Raw genomic sequence first — 16,935 nt, 5'->3', positions numbered from 1 at the left:
CTACCGCATCCACTCCGGTCAAAACAAAAGCCCCCGACCCGGCTGCCCGGAGTACCCGCAGGCCAGTAGCCGCACGGCCGAGAGCCGGGTGCGGTCCCTCCGATGTGCGGACATGGTGCGCGTGTGCTACGTCCCGAGCCGCCGGGGCCGCTCGAACAGGGGCCCCGAACGCCCCTTTTCGGGCGGGCGCCGAGCGCCCGGCGAACTAAACTGCCCAGCGATTCGGCCAAACGGCGATTCGGCCCAAACGGAACCACCAGGCACCATCACACCAGGGAGCGGGACATTGGGGACGGCCACGACCGAGCCGGCGATGACCGACGGCCCGCCCGACCCGCCGGACCGGGAGCGGGTCCGCGCCGGCCGCGGCAGCCGGCTCCTGCGGCGGCTCCGGGCCCCGCTGCTCGCCTTCCTCGTCACCGCGGGCGCCTTCTGCGCCTCCTGGGCGACGCGCGGCACCTTCCCCTTCGGGAACACCGGCCGCGCCGTCAACGACCAGGCCAACCAGTACGTGCCCTTCCACCGGGCCCTGTGGGACCTGGTCCACGGCCAGGCCGCCGGGGACCTGCTCTTCACCTGGCGCGGCGGCTTCGGCCAGCAGTTCCTGTCCGACTACTACACGTACCTCGGCAACCCCTTCTCCTGGCTGGCCGTCCTCGTCCCCCGCGCCCACGTGGACCTCGCCGTCTTCGCGCTCACCCCCCTCACCATGGGCACCGCCGCCGCCCTGATGGCCGTCTACCTCGGCAAGCTGCACCCCGGCCCGTGGTGGCAGCGCGGCGTGCTCGGAGCCGTGTACGGCCTGTGCGGCTGGGCGCTGAGCGACGCCTCGTACATCCCCATGTGGCTCTGGGGCCTGGTGGCCCTCCCCCTCCTCGGCATCGCCGTCGAGTGGTGCCTGGAGCAGCGCCGCTGGCCCGGCGTGGCCCTGCTGGTCGCACTCGCCTGGTACGGGAACTTCTACACCGCGATGATGGCCACGATGGCCGCCTGCGTGCTGCTGGCCGTCCGCCTCGTCGTCCTCGACCTGACCGGCGCGCAGCGGCTGCGCACCCTGTGGCGGGCGGCGACCGCCACCGCGACGGGCATCCTGCTCACGCTCCCCCTGCTCCTGCCGTCGTTCCTCTCCAGCGGGGCCGCGCAACCGACCAGGGCCGCCGCGTTCGATCCGGTGCGGATCGAGATCTTCCTGACGGGCATGCTCCCCGGCACCTACCTGTGGGGCGGCCGGCCCCGGCTGTACGTGGCCTCGCTCGGCCTGATCCTGGCCGGGTCGTTCCTCCTGAACTCCTCCATCGCGAAGAAGACCCGCCTGGTGTGGGCGGCGGCGACGCTGCTGGTCCTGCTCTCCTTCCAGTTCCCGCCCACCCAGTACGTGTGGCACGGGCTGGCGGTGCCGAACGGCAACCCCTACCGCGAGGCCTTCGTCTTCAGCGGGATGGTGGTGATCGTCGCCTGGCTGTCCCTGGCCAACCGCCCGCGCCCCCTGCACCTGGCCCTGGCCGCCGCCCTGCTGGTCGCCGCCACCTTCGCGCTGCGCCACACCAACGACTTCGGCGGCGCCACCTGGCCCGCCGTCCTCGGCGGCGGAGCGGTGTCCCTGCTGGCCCTGGTCCTGCTGGCGCTGGGCGAGAAGCGGCGGATGCTGATCCCCCTGGCCGCGGTGCTGATGACCGGCGTCGTCTTCGTCGAGTCCACGGCCGCCGCCGACAACGCGGACGTCCGCCGCTCGCGCGAACGCTGGGCGAAGCCCGTCGCCACCTCGAACGCGTCGATCACCCGCCACTTCGAAGCCGTCCGGTCCGTGGACGGCTGGCCCGCCCACCGGACCGACTCGGGCGCGCCGCAGACCTCGTACAACGACGCGCTCGCCCTGCGGGCGGAGGGTCCGCAGTACTACAGCAGCTACCTGCCCGAGGTCACCTACCAGGCGCTGGAGCCGCTCGGCTACGGCTACAAGAACGACGGCCGGACCTTCTTCGGCGCCGACAACCCCGTGCTGGACGCGATCTTCTCGATCGGCGCCCGCGTCCGCCCCGGCGCCGCCCCGAACACCTGGACGGGCGCGAAGTTCCCCGCCCCGCCCCTGGTCACGATCCGCAGCGGTCCGTACGCCTCCCCGCACCCGGCGGACAGCGTCTACGCCCGCCAGGAGAACGTGCTGGGCGCCACCGTCTACGAGGTCCCGTCCGTCCGCGCCGGCGGCACCGCCACGGAGCAGACCTACGCCGCCCGGTGCGCGCCCGGCTCCGAGGCCTTCTGGTACTCCCCGGCGCTCTACGGCACCCTCACCTCCGGCGGCACGCACACGCCCCTGGAAGACCGCATGACGGGCGTCCTGCCGCTCGGCGAGGTACCCGCGGAGGGCACGGTCGCGGTCACGGTGACGACCCGGACCAAGGACGCGACCGCCGGCCGCCACCCCATCGGCTGCCTGGACCGCGCCGCGCTCACCCGGGCCGTCGGCCGGCTGACCTCCACGGGCGCCACGAAGGTCACCGCCGGCGGCCACACCATCGAAGCCACCCTCCCGAAGGGCGCCACGGGCACCGCCGTCTTCGCGATGACCGACGTCCCCGGCTGGAGTTGCAGCGCCCCGGTGAAGAGCTTCCACGGCCTGGTCTCCATGACCATCCCCACCGGCACCGACAAACTCTCCTGCACCTTCACCCCGAAGGGCCTCACCCCGGGCCTCGCAGGCGCCGCCCTGTCCCTCCTGGCCCTGGCCTCAGCCACGGCGGCGGCCCTGCGCCGGCGCGACCGGCGCTGATCCGGCCCGCTCCCGGCGGCTCCCCGGACACGAAGAAGCCCCCCGCCGCTCCTCTCGGAGCCGCGGGGGGCTTCTTCGTACTACCTACTGCTCAAGACCTCAGCCGTTGTACGGGCCGTAGTCGTAGTCCTCCAGCGGGACGGCCTGGCCGGAGCCGGTGCCGAAGGGCGAGTAGTCGATGTCGTCGTAGCCGACGGCCGAGTACATCGCGGCCTTGGCTTCCTCGGTCGGCTCGACCCGGATGTTGCGGTAACGGGCGAGGCCCGTACCGGCCGGGATGAGCTTACCGATGATGACGTTCTCCTTGAGGCCGATCAGGGAGTCGGACTTGGCGTTGATCGCCGCGTCCGTCAGAACCCTGGTCGTCTCCTGGAAGGACGCCGCCGACAGCCACGACTCGGTGGCGAGCGAGGCCTTGGTGATACCCATCAGCTGCGGACGGCCGGAGGCGGGGTGACCGCCCTCGGTGACCACACGACGGTTCTCGGTCTCGAACTTCGACCGCTCGACGAGCTCGCCCGGCAGGAGCTCCGCGTCGCCGGACTCGATGATCGTCACGCGGCGGAGCATCTGCCGGATGATGATCTCGATGTGCTTGTCGTGGATCGACACGCCCTGCGAGTTGTAGACCTTCTGGACTTCGCCGACCAGGTGGACCTGGACCGCACGCTGGCCGAGGATGCGCAGCACGTCGTGCGGGTTGGTCGCACCCATGGTGAGCTTCTGGCCGACCTCGACGTGGTCGCCCTCGCCGACGATGACCTTGGCGCGCTTGGAGATCGGGAAGGCCGTCTCCTCGCTGCCGTCGTCCGGCATGATGACGATCTTCTTGGTCTTCTCGGTCTCCTCGATCCGCACGCGGCCGGCGGCTTCGGAGATCGGGGCGACACCCTTCGGGGTACGGGCCTCGAAGAGCTCGACGACACGCGGCAGACCCTGCGTGATGTCGTCACCGGCCACACCACCGGTGTGGAAGGTACGCATCGTCAGCTGGGTACCGGGCTCACCGATGGACTGGGCGGCGATGATGCCGACCGCCTCACCGATGTCGACCAGCTTGCCGGTGGCGAGCGAGCGTCCGTAGCAGAAGGCACAGGTGCCGACTGCGGACTCACAGGTCAGGACCGAGCGGGTCTTGACCTCCTCGACGCCGTTCGCGATGAGGGCGTCGATGAGCACGTCACCGAGGTCCACGTTCGCCGGCGCGATGACCTTGCCGTCGATGACGACGTCTTCGGCCAGCATGCGGGCGTAGATGGAGGTCTCGACGTCGTCGGCCTTGCGCAGCACGCCCGACTCGTCCTTGACACCGATCTTCAGCTTGAGGCCGCGCTCGGTACCGCAGTCCTCCTCGCGGATGATCACGTCCTGCGAGACGTCCACCAGACGACGGGTCAGGTAACCCGAGTCGGCGGTACGCAGGGCGGTGTCCGCCAGACCCTTACGGGCACCGTGCGTGGAGATGAAGTACTCCAGAACGGTGAGGCCCTCACGGAAGGACGCCTTGATCGGACGCGGGATGGTCTCGTTCTTCGCGTTCGACACCAGACCACGCATACCGGCGATCTGTCGCATCTGCATCATGTTTCCTCGGGCACCCGAGTCAACCATCATGAAGATGGGGTTCGTCTTGGGGAAGTTCGCGTTCATCGCCTCGGCAACCTCGTTGGTCGCCTTGGTCCAGATCGCGATGAGCTCCTGCGTGCGCTCGTCCTTGGTGATCAGACCGCGCTCGTACTGCTTCTGGACCTTCTCGTCCAGCTCCTCGTAGCCCTTGACGATGGCCTTCTTGGCCTCGGGCACGACGACGTCGGAGATGGCCACGGTGACGCCCGAACGGGTCGCCCAGTGGAAGCCGGCCGCCTTCAGGTTGTCGAGCGTCGCCGCCACGATGACCTTGGGGTAGCGCTCCGCCAGGTCGTTGACGATCTCGGAGAGCTGCTTCTTGCCCACCGAGTAGTCGACGAACGGGTAGTCCTCGGGCAGCAGCTCGTTGAAGAGCGCGCGGCCCAGGGTGGTGCGCAGACGGAAGCTGTCGCCCTGCTGGAACTCTCGCTCCGCGACGCCGTCGTCCCCGCTCTCGGTGACCGGGGGCACCCAGCCACGCGGCGGGATGGTGCCCACCGGGAAGCGGATGTCGACGGCCGACTGGAGCGCCAGCTCACCGTTGTCGAACGCCATGATCGCCTCGGCCGAGGAGCCGAACGCGCGGCCCTCGCCCTTGACGTCACGGAGCTCGCCGTCGGTGGTGAGGAAGAACAGACCCAGCACCATGTCCTGGGTCGGCATGGTGACGGGACGACCGTCGGCCGGCTTCAGGATGTTGTTCGAGGACAGCATCAGGATGCGGGCCTCGGCCTGCGCCTCTGCCGAAAGCGGCAGGTGCACGGCCATCTGGTCACCGTCGAAGTCCGCGTTGAACGCGGTGCAGACGAGCGGGTGGATCTGGATGGCCTTGCCTTCGACCAGCTGGGGCTCGAAGGCCTGGATGCCGAGGCGGTGCAGCGTGGGCGCACGGTTCAGCAGGACCGGGTGCTCGGCGATGACCTCTTCGAGCACGTCGTAGACGACCGTGCGGCCGCGCTCGACCATGCGCTTCGCCGACTTGATGTTCTGCGCGTGGTTCAGGTCCACCAGGCGCTTCATCACGAACGGCTTGAAGAGCTCCAGCGCCATGGCCTTGGGCAGACCACACTGGTGCAGCTTCAGCTGCGGGCCGACGACGATCACGGAACGCGCGGAGTAGTCCACGCGCTTGCCGAGGAGGTTCTGACGGAATCGACCCTGCTTGCCCTTGAGCATGTCGCTCAGGGACTTCAGCGGACGGTTACCGGGACCGGTCACCGGACGACCACGACGACCGTTGTCGAAGAGGGCGTCCACGGCCTCCTGAAGCATGCGCTTCTCGTTGTTCACGATGATCTCGGGGGCACCGAGGTCGAGGAGACGCTTCAGACGGTTGTTGCGGTTGATCACGCGGCGGTACAGGTCGTTCAGGTCGGAGGTCGCGAAGCGGCCACCGTCCAGCTGCACCATCGGACGCAGGTCCGGCGGGATGACCGGGACGCAGTCCAGAACCATGCCCTTGGGCTTGTTGCTGGTCTGCAGGAACGCCGAGACGACCTTGAGGCGCTTGAGCGCACGGGTCTTCTTCTGGCCCTTGCCGGTACGGATGATCTCGCGGAGGCGCTCGGCCTCCTCGTCGAGGTCGAAGGACTCCAGACGCTTCTGCAGCGCCGCGGCGCCCATGCAACCGTCGAAGTACGTACCGAAGCGGTCGCGCAGCTCGCGGTAGAGCAGCTCGTCGCCCTCGAGGTCCTGGACCTTGAGGTTCTTGAAGCGGGCCCAGACCTCGTCGAGGCGGTCGATCTCGCGCTGGGCGCGGTCACGGAGCTGCTTCATCTCGCGCTCGGCACCTTCGCGCACCTTGCGGCGTACGTCGGCCTTCGCGCCCTCGGCCTCGAGCTCGGCTAGGTCGGTCTCGAGCTTCTTGGCACGGCCTTCGAGGTCCGAGTCGCGTCGGTTCTCGATCTGCTGGCGCTCGATGGAGACGTGCGCCTCCAGGGACGGGAGGTCGCGGGTGCGGCGCTCGTCGTCCACGAACGTGATCATGTACGCGGCGAAGTAGATGACCTTTTCGAGGTCCTTCGGCGCGAGGTCCAGCAGGTATCCGAGGCGTGACGGGACGCCCTTGAAGTACCAGATGTGGGTGACGGGAGCGGCAAGCTCGATGTGGCCCATCCGCTCGCGGCGCACCTTGGCGCGCGTGACTTCGACGCCACAACGCTCACAGATGATGCCCTTGAAGCGGACACGCTTGTACTTGCCGCAGTAGCACTCCCAGTCCCGGGTCGGGCCGAAGATCTTCTCGCAGAAGAGTCCGTCCTTCTCGGGCTTGAGGGTGCGGTAGTTGATGGTCTCCGGCTTCTTGACCTCGCCGTGGGACCAGGTTCGGATGTCGTCCGCGGTGGCAAGGCCGATCCGCAGCTCGTCGAAGAAGTTGACGTCGAGCACTGTGCGTCAATCCCTCTTTCGGGGTCGAGTCTCAATCATGGTCTGAACGGTCCCGGGGATGACGGGGGGCTCTTGAGCGAGCCCCCCGTCAGGCCCGTCAGACCTCTTCGACGCTGCTCGGCTCACGCCGGGACAGGTCGATACCGAGCTCCTCCGCCGCGCGGAAGACGTCCTCGTCGGTGTCGCGCATCTCGATGGACATGCCGTCCGAGGACAGCACCTCCACGTTGAGGCAGAGCGACTGCATTTCCTTGATGAGCACCTTGAAGGACTCGGGAATGCCCGGCTCGGGGATGTTCTCGCCCTTGACGATGGCCTCGTAGACCTTCACGCGACCGGTGACGTCATCGGACTTGATGGTCAGCAGCTCCTGGAGGGCGTAAGCGGCGCCATAAGCCTCGAGCGCCCACACCTCCATCTCACCGAAGCGCTGGCCACCGAACTGCGCCTTACCACCCAGCGGCTGCTGCGTGATCATCGAGTACGGCCCGGTCGACCGAGCGTGGAGCTTGTCGTCGACCAGGTGGTGGAGCTTGAGGATGTACATGTAGCCGATCGAGACCGGCTCCGGGAACGGCTCGCCGGAGCGGCCGTCGTACAGGTGCGCCTTACCGGTCGGGAGGACCAGACGGTCCCCGTCACGGTTCGGGATGGTGTGCTCGAACAGGCCGGCGAGTTCGTCCTCGCGGGCACCGTCGAACACCGGGGTGGCGACGTTGGTGCCGGGCTCGACGCGGTCGGCGCCGATGACCTTCAGCCGCTCGGCCCACTCCTCGGCCACGCCGGAGACGTCCCAGCCGCGGCTGGCGAGCCAGCCGAGGTGGATCTCCAGGACCTGTCCCGGGTTCATTCGGGACGGGACACCCAGCGGGTTGAGGATGATGTCGACCGGCGTGCCGTCCTCAAGGAAGGGCATGTCCTCGATCGGAAGAATCTTGGAGATGACACCCTTGTTGCCGTGGCGGCCGGCGAGCTTGTCACCGTCGGTGATCTTGCGCTTCTGGGCGACGTAGACGCGGACCAGCTGATTCACGCCCGGAGGAAGCTCGTCGCCCTCCTCGCGGTCGAAGACGCGGACACCGATGACCTTGCCGATCTCACCGTGAGGGACCTTGAGCGAGGTGTCACGCACCTCGCGGGCCTTCTCACCGAAGATCGCGCGGAGCAGGCGCTCCTCCGGGGTCAGCTCGGTCTCGCCCTTGGGCGTGACCTTGCCGACCAGGATGTCGCCGGCGACGACGTCCGCACCGATGCGGATGATGCCGCGCTCGTCGAGGTCCGCGAGGACCTCCTCGGAGACGTTCGGGATGTCCCGGGTGATCTCCTCGGGGCCCAGCTTGGTGTCACGGGCGTCGACCTCGTGTTCCTCGATGTGGATCGAGGAGAGGACGTCGTCCTGCACGAGGCGCTGCGACAGGATGATCGCGTCCTCGTAGTTGTGACCTTCCCAGGGCATGAACGCGACGAGCAGGTTCTTGCCGAGGGCCATTTCGCCCTCTTCGGTCGCAGGACCGTCGGCGAGGACCTGCGCCTCGATGATGCGGTCACCCTCGTTGACGATGACCTTCTGGTTGACCGAGGTGCCCTGGTTCGAGCGGGAGAACTTGGCGACGCGGTACGTGGTGTACGTGCCGTCGTCGTTGGCGACGGTGATGTAGTCGGCCGAGACCTCCTGGACGACACCGTCCTTCTCCGCCTTGATCGAGTCACCGGCGTCGACCGCACAGCGGTACTCCATGCCGGTGCCGACGAGCGGCGCCTCCGCCTTGATGAGCGGAACGGCCTGGCGCATCATGTTCGCGCCCATGAGGGCGCGGTTGGCGTCGTCGTGCTCGAGGAAGGGGATCATCGCGGTCGCGACGGACACCATCTGGCGCGGGGAGACGTCCATGTAGTCGACGTCGTCGCCGGCGATGTAGTCGATCTCGCCACCACGACGGCGAACCAGCACGCGGTTCTCGGTGAAGCGCATCTCGTCGCTCAGGCCTGCGTTGGCCTGGGCGATGACGAAGCGGTCTTCCTCGTCGGCCGTCAGGTAGTCGACCTCGTCGGTGACGACACCCTCGATGACCTTGCGGTACGGGGTCTCGACGAAACCGAACGCGTTGACGCGGCCGTAGGACGCGAGCGAGCCGATCAGACCGATGTTCGGGCCTTCAGGGGTCTCGATCGGGCACATGCGGCCGTAGTGCGACGGGTGGACGTCTCGGACCTCGAAGCCGGCCCGCTCACGGGACAGACCACCCGGGCCGAGCGCCGACAGGCGTCGCTTGTGGGTGAGACCCGACAGCGGGTTGTTCTGGTCCATGAACTGCGACAGCTGGCTGGTGCCGAAGAACTCCTTGATGGAGGCGACGACCGGCCGGATGTTGATCAGGGTCTGCGGCGTGATCGCCTCGACGTCCTGGGTCGTCATCCGCTCGCGGACGACGCGCTCCATACGAGCCAGACCCGTACGGACCTGGTTCTGGATGAGCTCGCCGACGTTGCGCAGACGACGGTTGCCGAAGTGGTCGATGTCGTCGGTCTCGACGACGATCGAACGGCCCGACTCACCGGTGGTCTCGGTCTCGCCCGCGTGGAGCTTGACGAGGTACTTGATGGTCGCGGTGATGTCGTCGGTGGTGAGCACACCGGCGTCCAGCGGCTCATCCGCGCCGAGCTTCTTGTTCACCTTGTAGCGGCCGACCTTCGCGAGGTCGTAGCGCTTCGGGTTGAAGTAGAGGTTCTCGAGCAGCGTCTGAGCAGCCTCGCGGGTCGGCGGTTCGCCGGGACGCAGCTTGCGGTAGATGTCGAGCAGCGCGTCGTCCTGGCCCTGGGTGTGGTCCTTCTCCAGGGTGGCGCGCATGGACTCGTACTCGCCGAACTCCTCGAGGATCTGCTCGGTGGTCCAGCCGAGAGCCTTCAGGAGAACGGTGACGGACTGCTTGCGCTTGCGGTCGATGCGGACACCGACCATGTCGCGCTTGTCGATCTCCATCTCGAGCCAGGCACCCCGGGAAGGGATGATCTTGGCCGCGAAGATGTCCTTGTCGGACGTCTTGTCGATGGAGGAGTCGAAGTAGACACCGGGGGAACGGACAAGCTGCGACACGACGACACGCTCGGTGCCGTTGATGACGAAGGTGCCCTTGTTGGTCATGAGCGGGAAATCGCCCATGAAGACCGTCTGAGACTTGATCTCTCCGGTCTCGTTGTTCGTGAACTCGGCGGTGACGAAAAGCGGTGCCGCGAACGTGAAGTCGCGGTCCTTGCACTCGTCGACCGAGTTCTTCGCCGGCTCGAAACGGTGGTCGCGGAACGTCAGCGACATCGACCCGGAGAAGTCCTCGATCGGCGAGATCTCCTCGAAGATCTCTTCCAGACCGGACTTGGTGGGAACGTCCTGTCCGCTCTCAAGCGCCGACTCGACGCGAGACTTCCAGGCGGCGTTGCCGAGCAGCCAGTCAAAGCTCTCGGTCTGCAGCGCCAGGAGGTTCGGAACCTCGAGGGGCTCCTTGATCTTTGCAAAGGAGATGCGCAGCGGGGCGGTGCTGGCACCGTTGTTCGTATTGGTCGAGGCGTTGCGCGAGGCGGCCAAGAGGGGGTCCTTCCGAGGGCTCGGACTCACTACGCGCGTACCGGTCCCAGCTGACACAGAAGACAAGCGCCCCCCATCTGGTCAAAAAGGACCAGCTCAGGGCCGTTCAATCAAGTGTGCTCATGCGTGGGCATGCCCCTGGCGACGGGCAGGGGGCAGCTAACAGGCAGCGCAAAGGGTCAGTGTAGCCACTTGGCTCACTGATGTCCAGACCAGGTTTCCGGAAACCGGCAACAGGCCTTCCCCATGTCGTTTCAACTGCGTCCAACGGTTCGGCTCTCGCACACAGAGCGCGTAACAGTACTGCCCTCTTCGTAGTCGATCCATGCCCGATGTGGGCCCGATCCATGCCTCGGATCTCGGATCGAACCGGCCCATCTCGCGACGGCTCTGAGAATTGCGCGCCGCGTGCCGTTCGTCAAGGCCCCCTGCTCCGTGCGGATCACCCAAGGACCCTGCCGCGGAGCAACGAAGATCACCCTACTCCCCAACGAGACAGGGGCAAATCAGGCACTCCGGGTACGCCAAAGGGCGACCACCCTTACGGGTGATCGCCCTTGGTTGGGGCCCTGGAGGACCCCAGAGGTGTTACTTGACCTCGACAGCCGCGCCGGCAGCCTTGAGGGACTCGGCAGCCTTGTCAGCGGCCTCCTTGGCGACCTTCTCGAGGACCGGCTTCGGAGCGCCGTCCACGAGGTCCTTGGCCTCCTTGAGGCCCAGGGAGGTGAGCTCGCGCACGACCTTGATGACCTGGATCTTCTTGTCGCCGGCACCGGTGAGGATGACGTCGAACTCGTCCTGCTCCTCGACGGCCTCGGGGGCGGCGCCGCCACCGGCGGGACCGGCAACAGCGACGGCCGCGGCGGCGGTGACGTCGAACTTGTCCTCGAACGCCTTCACGAACTCGGAGAGCTCGATGAGGGTCATCTCCTCGAACTGGGCGAGGAGGTCGTCCTGAGAGAGCTTCGCCATGATGGGCGATCCTTCCACTAAATCGGCAGGTGCCGGATGTATATAGAGGCGGGCGTAACGGCCCGCTTTGACCCGCGCACTAGGCGGCGCGGATCAGTGCGCGAGCCGAATTACTCGGCACCGCCCTGCTCGGCGAGCTTGACGCGAAGCGCTTCCGCAGTGCGGACGAACTTCGACGGCAGCGCCTGGAAGAGCGAGGCAGCCTGAGACTGCTTGCCCTTGAACGCGCCGGCCAGCTTGCTGAGCAGAACCTCGCGGGACTCGAGGTCCGCAAGCTTCTTGATCTCATCCGCGGTGAGCGCCTTACCATCAAGGACACCCGCCTTGATGATGAGGTTCGGGTTTTCCTTGGCGAAGTCACGCAGGCTCTTCGCCGACTCCACCGGGTCACCGGTGATGAAGGCGACCGCGGTGGGACCAGCGAAGTGCTCGTCCAGTGCGGTGATCCCGGCCTGGTTGGCCGCAATCTTGGTCAGCGTGTTCTTCACCACGGCGTACTGGGCGTTCTCACCGAGAGAACGACGCAGCGTCTTGAGCTGCGCGACGGTGAGACCCCGGTACTCGGTCAGCACGGCGGCGTTCGAGTCGCGGAACTGGTCCGTGAGCTCGGCTACCGCGGCAGCCTTGTTGGGCGTCGGCATAGTGCGTCGGCCTCCTTCCGGGTGATGAGGACCGCTCAGAAGGGGCAAAATACGAAACGCCCCGGCGCAGGCGCCAGGGCGTAGCTCAACCAGAACGGGTTCCGGGAACTTTCCTTGATCACCTGCGCAGGACGTCCGCAGTCTGCGGATCCTTCGGCCACCGAACCCTTGCGGGCACGGCAACGACCAGCGGTCTTTGGCTTCTCCGGAAGAGTACGCGAACGGTGCCGTGCAGAGCAAATCGGTCACCCGGCGGCCTCTGGAGCCCCGCGGAGCGGCCCCGGCCCCCTTCCCGGCACCGGGCGGCCGCGAGGCCCTCGTACGCTCCCGAGAACGCCCGCGGGCGTACGCGAACGGGCCCCCCGCCGCCCGGTGAAGGGAGGCGAGGGGCCCGTTCGGTCAATCGGTGAGCCAGGGGCTCAGAGCCGTGGGCTCAAGCCCGATCAGACAGCAGCCGGGTCTTCCTCGACGAGGAGGTTCCGGGTGCGGTTCTGGTCCAGGATGATGCCGGGGCCCATCGTGGTGCTGAGGGCGGCCTTCCTGATGTAGCGGCCCTTCGCGGCGGACGGCTTCAGACGAAGGATCTCGTCCAGGGCCGCGCCGTAGTTCTCGACCAGCTGCTCATCGGTGAAGGAGACCTTGCCGATGATGAAGTGCAGGTTCGAGTGCTTGTCGACGCGGAACTCGATCTTGCCACCCTTGATCTCGGTGACAGCCTTCGCGACGTCCATCGTGACGGTGCCGGTCTTCGGGTTCGGCATGAGGCCACGGGGACCGAGCACGCGGCCGAGGCGGCCGACCTTGCCCATGAGGTCCGGGGTGGCCACAACGGCGTCGAACTCGTTCAGGCGATTGCCCTTGGCGATCTCGTTGATGAGCTCGTCGTCGCCGACGATGTCGGCGCCGGCGGCTACCGCGGCCGCAGCACGGTCACCGGTCGCGAAGACCAGGACCCGGGCGGTCTTGCCGGTGCCGTGCGGGAGGTTCACGGTGCCGCGGACCATCTGGTCGGCCTTGCGCGGGTCTACACCCAGGCGGAAGGCGACCTCGACGGTGCTGTCGAACTTGGTGGCGGAGGTCTCCTTGGCGAGACGGACGGCCTCGAGCGGGGCGTAGAGCTTGTCCCGGTCGATCTTGGCGTCCGCAGCGCGGAGAGTCTTGCTGCGCTTCACTTCTGCTCCTGTGTAGTGACTTCAGGCGTGGAGTCGTGGTGCGGACCAGCGCTTGGTCCTACCACTGTGGTGCTGGGGGTGGCTGAATCAGCCTTCGACCGTGATGCCCATCGAACGCGCGGTGCCGGCGATGATCTTCTCGGCCGCGTCGATGTCGTTGGCGTTCAGGTCAGGCATCTTGAGCGTGGCGATCTCGCGGACCTGGTCACGCGTGAGCTTCGCGACCTTGGTCTTGTGCGGCTCGCCGGAGCCCTTCTCCACGCCCGCGCTCTTCAGGATGAGACGCGCGGCCGGCGGAGTCTTGGTGATGAAGGTGAAGGAACGGTCGTCGTAGACCGTGATCTCCACCGGCACGACCATGCCACGCTGCGACTCGGTCGCGGCGTTGTAGGCCTTGCAGAACTCCATGATGTTGACGCCGTGCTGACCGAGCGCGGGGCCGACCGGCGGAGCCGGGTTGGCCGCACCGGCCTTGATCTGGAGCTTGATAAGCCCCGTGATCTTCTTCTTCTTGGGAGGCATTGCTCTCTCCGGGTCCTAGTGAGAGTTTTTCGCCGCCAATCCGGTCATCCGGATGGAGGCATACCGCACCACGATAACGGGTATCGGCACGGGGCTGAAAACCGAGCAGGTCAGACCACCCGCGAGCGGGCAATCCGACCTGTCCGGAAGCGTGAGTCAGAAGACCGTGGATCAGTTCTTCTGGATCTGGTCGAAGCTGAGCTCGACCGGGGTCTCGCGGCCGAAGATCTCGACGAGACCCTTGACCTTCTTCGAGTCCGGGTTGATCTCGTTGATGGTCGCCTGCAGCGTCGCGAACGGGCCGTCGGTGACGGTGACCGAGTCGCCGACCTCGAAGTCCAGGACCTCGATGGTGCGCCGGACGGAGGGCGCGGGCAGGCCGGCCTCTTCCGCCGCGAGCTTGGCGGCCTTCTCCTGCGCCTCGGGAGCGAGCATCTTGACGATCTCGTCCAGGGTCAGCGGGTACGGGTCGTACGCGTTGCCCACGAAGCCGGTGACGCCAGGCGTGTTGCGGACGACGCCCCAGGACTCGTTCGTCAGATCCATGCGGACGAGAACGTAACCGGGCAGCTTGTTCTGCCGGACGTTCTTGCGCTCGCCGTTCTTGATCTGGACGATCTCTTCCTCGGGCACCTCGGCCTGGTAGATGAAGTCCTCGACGTTGAGCGAGACGGCGCGCTGCTCGAGGTTCGCCTTCACGCGCTTCTCGTAGCCGGCGTACGTGTGGATGACGTACCACTCGCCGGGCAGGAGGCGCAGCTCGTCGCGCAGGGCCTGGACGGGGTCGACGGGCTCGGCCTCGGCGGCCTCCTCGGCCTCCACATCGGCCTCGGCCTCGACCGCGTCGTCCTCGTCGGAGGCCTCTTCGGCCTCGTCCTCAGCGGCCTCTTCGGGCGCGGCGTCGCCAGCGGCCTCTTCGGCCTCGGCGTCGTCAGCGACCTCGGCGTCGTCTGCATCCTCGCCCGCGGCGGACTCGACGTGCAGCGCGGCCTCTTCGGCGGCGACACCCGCCTCGGCGTCGGCGAGCTCGGCCTCGTCGGGGTCCACAGCGTCCGCCGCCTCGACGATGTCGAGCGCGTCCTCGACGGACTCGACGGAGTCGGGGCTCGCGTTCAGGTTCGGGTCAGACACGGTGGCTGCTTCTTCCTGGATACAAAAGGTGGTCGAACATGCGAAAACGGGCGGCACCCATCAAGGCGCCGCCCTCCGCGGGGATCAGCCGAAGACGAACTTGATGGCTTCCTGGAACCCATAGTCAATCACGGTCACCAGACCGATCATGATGACGACGAAGACGATCACTACGGAGGTGTACGTCGTCAGCTGGTTGCGAGTGGGCCAAACAACCTTGCGGAGCTCCGCGACGATCTGGCGGTAGAACAGCGCGAGCCGGCCCAGGGGGCCCTTCTTGCCGCGCTTGCCGCCCTTGCGGGCCTTCTTCTCGCGAGTGTCATCTTCGGCGTCAGGCATGTCGATGGAGCCCAGGGCGTCCGTCACGTCTCTCACCTGAATCCGGGTCGTGGCCGTTGCCGCGCCCGGTTGCGCCGCACGGCGTTGCATCGAAGTACGTACCTGCGCACACATCCGGAAGGAGTGTGGAGCAGGGCCGGAGGGACTCGAACCCCCAACCGCTGGTTTTGGAGACCAGTGCTCTACCAATTGAGCTACGACCCTTTGCGTTCCCCAACCTACCGCATCCAGACGAGTGCACGGAGTGCTCACGCTCTGCAGCGGTCGGCGAGGGCCAACGACGGTTGAGTGTACGTGGTCCGGGCCCTGACGTCGAACAGCACCGTTCCGAGCCTCACGGAGCCCTCCGCGTCCGGTAACTGAAACGGCGTGCGGCAGTTCTCGGCCGTCTGGGACGATTGGCCGCATGACCTCTGAAACGCCTTCCGCCGAGCGCCGCGTCTCCGCCCGTATCGGCGCCATCTCCGAGTCCGCGACCCTCGCCGTCGACGCCAAGGCCAAGGCCCTCAAGGCCGCCGGCCGTCCGGTGATCGGTTTCGGAGCGGGCGAGCCCGACTTCCCGACCCCGGATTACATCGTCGACGCCGCCGTCGAGGCATGCCGCAACCCGAAGTACCACCGCTACACGCCGGCCGGCGGCCTGCCCGAGCTGAAGGCCGCCATCGCCGCGAAGACGCTGCGCGACTCCGGCTACGAGGTCGACGCTTCGCAGGTCCTGGTGACCAACGGCGGCAAGCAGGCGATCTACGAGGCGTTCGCGGCCATCCTGGACCCGGGTGACGAGGTCATCGTCCCCGCCCCCTACTGGACCACGTACCCCGAGTCGATCCGTCTCGCCGGCGGTGTCCCGGTCGAGGTCGTCGCCGACGAGACCACCGGTTACCGGGTCTCCGTCGAGCAGCTCGAAGCGGCCCGCACCGAGCGCACGAAGGTCGTCCTCTTCGTCTCCCCGTCCAACCCGACGGGCGCCGTCTACTCCGAGGCCGACGCCGAGGCGATCGGCCGCTGGGCCGTCGAGCACGGCCTGTGGGTCCTGACCGACGAGATCTACGAGCACCTGGTCTACGGCGACGCGAAGTTCGTCTCGCTCCCGGCGATCGTCCCCGAGCTCGCCGACAAGTGCATCATCGTCAACGGCGTCGCCAAGACGTACGCGATGACCGGCTGGCGCGTGGGCTGGATCGTCGGCCCGAAGGACGTGGTCAAGGCGGCGACCAACCTCCAGTCGCACGCCACCTCCAACGTCTCCAACGTGGCCCAGGTCGCGGCGCTGGCCGCCGTCTCCGGCAACCTGGACGCCGTCCACGAGATGCGCACGGCCTTCGACCGCCGCCGCCAGACCATCGTGCGGATGCTGAACGAGATCGACGGCGTCTTCTGCCCGACCCCCGAGGGCGCGTTCTACGTCTACCCCGCGGTCAAGGACGTGCTCGGCAAGGAGATCCGCGGCAAGCGCCCGCAGACCTCCGTCGAGCTCGCGGCCCTGATCCTGGACGAGGCCGAGGTCGCGGTCGTCCCCGGCGAGGCCTTCGGCACCCCCGGATACCTGCGCCTCTCCTACGCCCTGGGCGACGAGGACCTGGTCGAGGGCGTCTCCCGCATCCAGAAGCTCCTGGCGGAGGCCAAGGCCTGAGCGGCCCGCGGTCCGGTCCGAGCGGCGGTCCCCCTTCGGGGAGCCGCCGCTCGGGCGTTTGCGGGACGGGGGCCCGCCGCGCCCGGCCCGCTCACGCGTTCGCGCAAGCCCCCGATCGGTAAATTCCCCTCCCGCCGAGCACAGCGGTACGGCAAGATCGG

Annotated in this window: 10 protein-coding genes and 1 tRNA gene; 2 read left to right on the top strand and 9 right to left on the bottom strand. The window is 67.5% G+C overall.

Translation table 11 applies throughout. The features are described 5' to 3' along the window. Nucleotides 1-286 precede the first annotated feature (286 nt). Nucleotides 287-2,770, top strand: a complete 2,484-nt coding sequence (locus J7E97_RS06745) for a YfhO family protein (RefSeq protein WP_251053983.1) — start codon at nucleotides 287-289, stop codon at nucleotides 2,768-2,770. A 99-nt stretch (nucleotides 2,771-2,869) separates the two neighbouring features. On the opposite strand, the gene J7E97_RS06740 is transcribed toward J7E97_RS06745, so the two are convergent. From J7E97_RS06740 to J7E97_RS06700, 9 genes are all read right to left on the bottom strand, one after another. Next, entirely contained in the window at nucleotides 2,870-6,784 is a 3,915-nt protein-coding gene (locus J7E97_RS06740; protein WP_215023407.1) for a DNA-directed RNA polymerase subunit beta', read from the bottom strand. A gap of 97 nt (nucleotides 6,785-6,881) precedes the next feature. Further along, complete coding sequence (gene rpoB / locus J7E97_RS06735; RefSeq protein WP_215023405.1) at nucleotides 6,882-10,364, bottom strand: DNA-directed RNA polymerase subunit beta; 3,483 nt, start codon at nucleotides 10,362-10,364, stop codon at nucleotides 6,882-6,884. A 588-nt stretch (nucleotides 10,365-10,952) separates the two neighbouring features. Next, nucleotides 10,953-11,336, bottom strand: coding sequence for a 50S ribosomal protein L7/L12 (gene rplL / locus J7E97_RS06730; protein WP_215023403.1), 384 nt, complete (start codon nucleotides 11,334-11,336; stop codon nucleotides 10,953-10,955). Between the two features lie 110 nt (nucleotides 11,337-11,446). After that, nucleotides 11,447-11,977, bottom strand: coding sequence for a 50S ribosomal protein L10 (gene rplJ / locus J7E97_RS06725; protein WP_215023401.1), 531 nt, complete (start codon nucleotides 11,975-11,977; stop codon nucleotides 11,447-11,449). A 443-nt stretch (nucleotides 11,978-12,420) separates the two neighbouring features. Continuing rightward, complete coding sequence (rplA, locus tag J7E97_RS06720; RefSeq protein WP_215023399.1) at nucleotides 12,421-13,149, bottom strand: 50S ribosomal protein L1; 729 nt, start codon at nucleotides 13,147-13,149, stop codon at nucleotides 12,421-12,423. Nucleotides 13,150-13,236: 87 nt separating this feature from the next. Then, on the bottom strand, nucleotides 13,237-13,671 hold the full coding sequence (rplK, locus tag J7E97_RS06715) for a 50S ribosomal protein L11 (protein ID WP_053682632.1): 435 nt from the start codon (nucleotides 13,669-13,671) through the stop codon (nucleotides 13,237-13,239). 171 nt (nucleotides 13,672-13,842) lie between these two features. Next, nucleotides 13,843-14,802, bottom strand: a complete 960-nt coding sequence (gene nusG, locus J7E97_RS06710) for a transcription termination/antitermination protein NusG (RefSeq protein ID WP_215023397.1) — start codon at nucleotides 14,800-14,802, stop codon at nucleotides 13,843-13,845. 84 nt (nucleotides 14,803-14,886) lie between these two features. After that, a complete protein-coding gene (secE, locus tag J7E97_RS06705; RefSeq protein ID WP_215023396.1) occupies nucleotides 14,887-15,177 on the bottom strand; it encodes a preprotein translocase subunit SecE in 291 nt (96 codons plus the stop codon). A 95-nt stretch (nucleotides 15,178-15,272) separates the two neighbouring features. Then, a tRNA-Trp gene (locus J7E97_RS06700) sits at nucleotides 15,273-15,345 on the bottom strand. A gap of 202 nt (nucleotides 15,346-15,547) precedes the next feature. On the opposite strand from J7E97_RS06700, the gene J7E97_RS06695 reads away from it, so the two are divergent. After that, nucleotides 15,548-16,774, top strand: coding sequence for a pyridoxal phosphate-dependent aminotransferase (locus J7E97_RS06695; protein WP_215023395.1), 1,227 nt, complete (start codon nucleotides 15,548-15,550; stop codon nucleotides 16,772-16,774). Nucleotides 16,775-16,935: the final 161 nt, after the last annotated feature.

The sequence above is a fragment of the Streptomyces sp. ISL-66 genome (genome assembly GCF_018614135.1).
Classification (GTDB): domain Bacteria; phylum Actinomycetota; class Actinomycetes; order Streptomycetales; family Streptomycetaceae; genus Streptomyces.
Note: the sequence above shows the minus strand (reverse complement) of the source record. Positions and strands in the feature narration are given on the sequence as shown.

Excerpts from the sequence above, each read along its gene's own strand:
- rplL (WP_215023403.1), bottom strand. The coding sequence starts at position 11,336 with ATGGCGAAGCTCTCTCAGGACGACCTCCTCGCCCAGTTCGAGGAGATG.
- rplJ (WP_215023401.1), bottom strand. The coding sequence starts at position 11,977 with ATGCCGACGCCCAACAAGGCTGCCGCGGTAGCCGAGCTCACGGACCAG.
- rplK (WP_053682632.1), bottom strand. The coding sequence starts at position 13,671 with ATGCCTCCCAAGAAGAAGAAGATCACGGGGCTTATCAAGCTCCAGATC.
- J7E97_RS06695 (WP_215023395.1), top strand. The coding sequence starts at position 15,548 with ATGACCTCTGAAACGCCTTCCGCCGAGCGCCGCGTCTCCGCCCGTATC.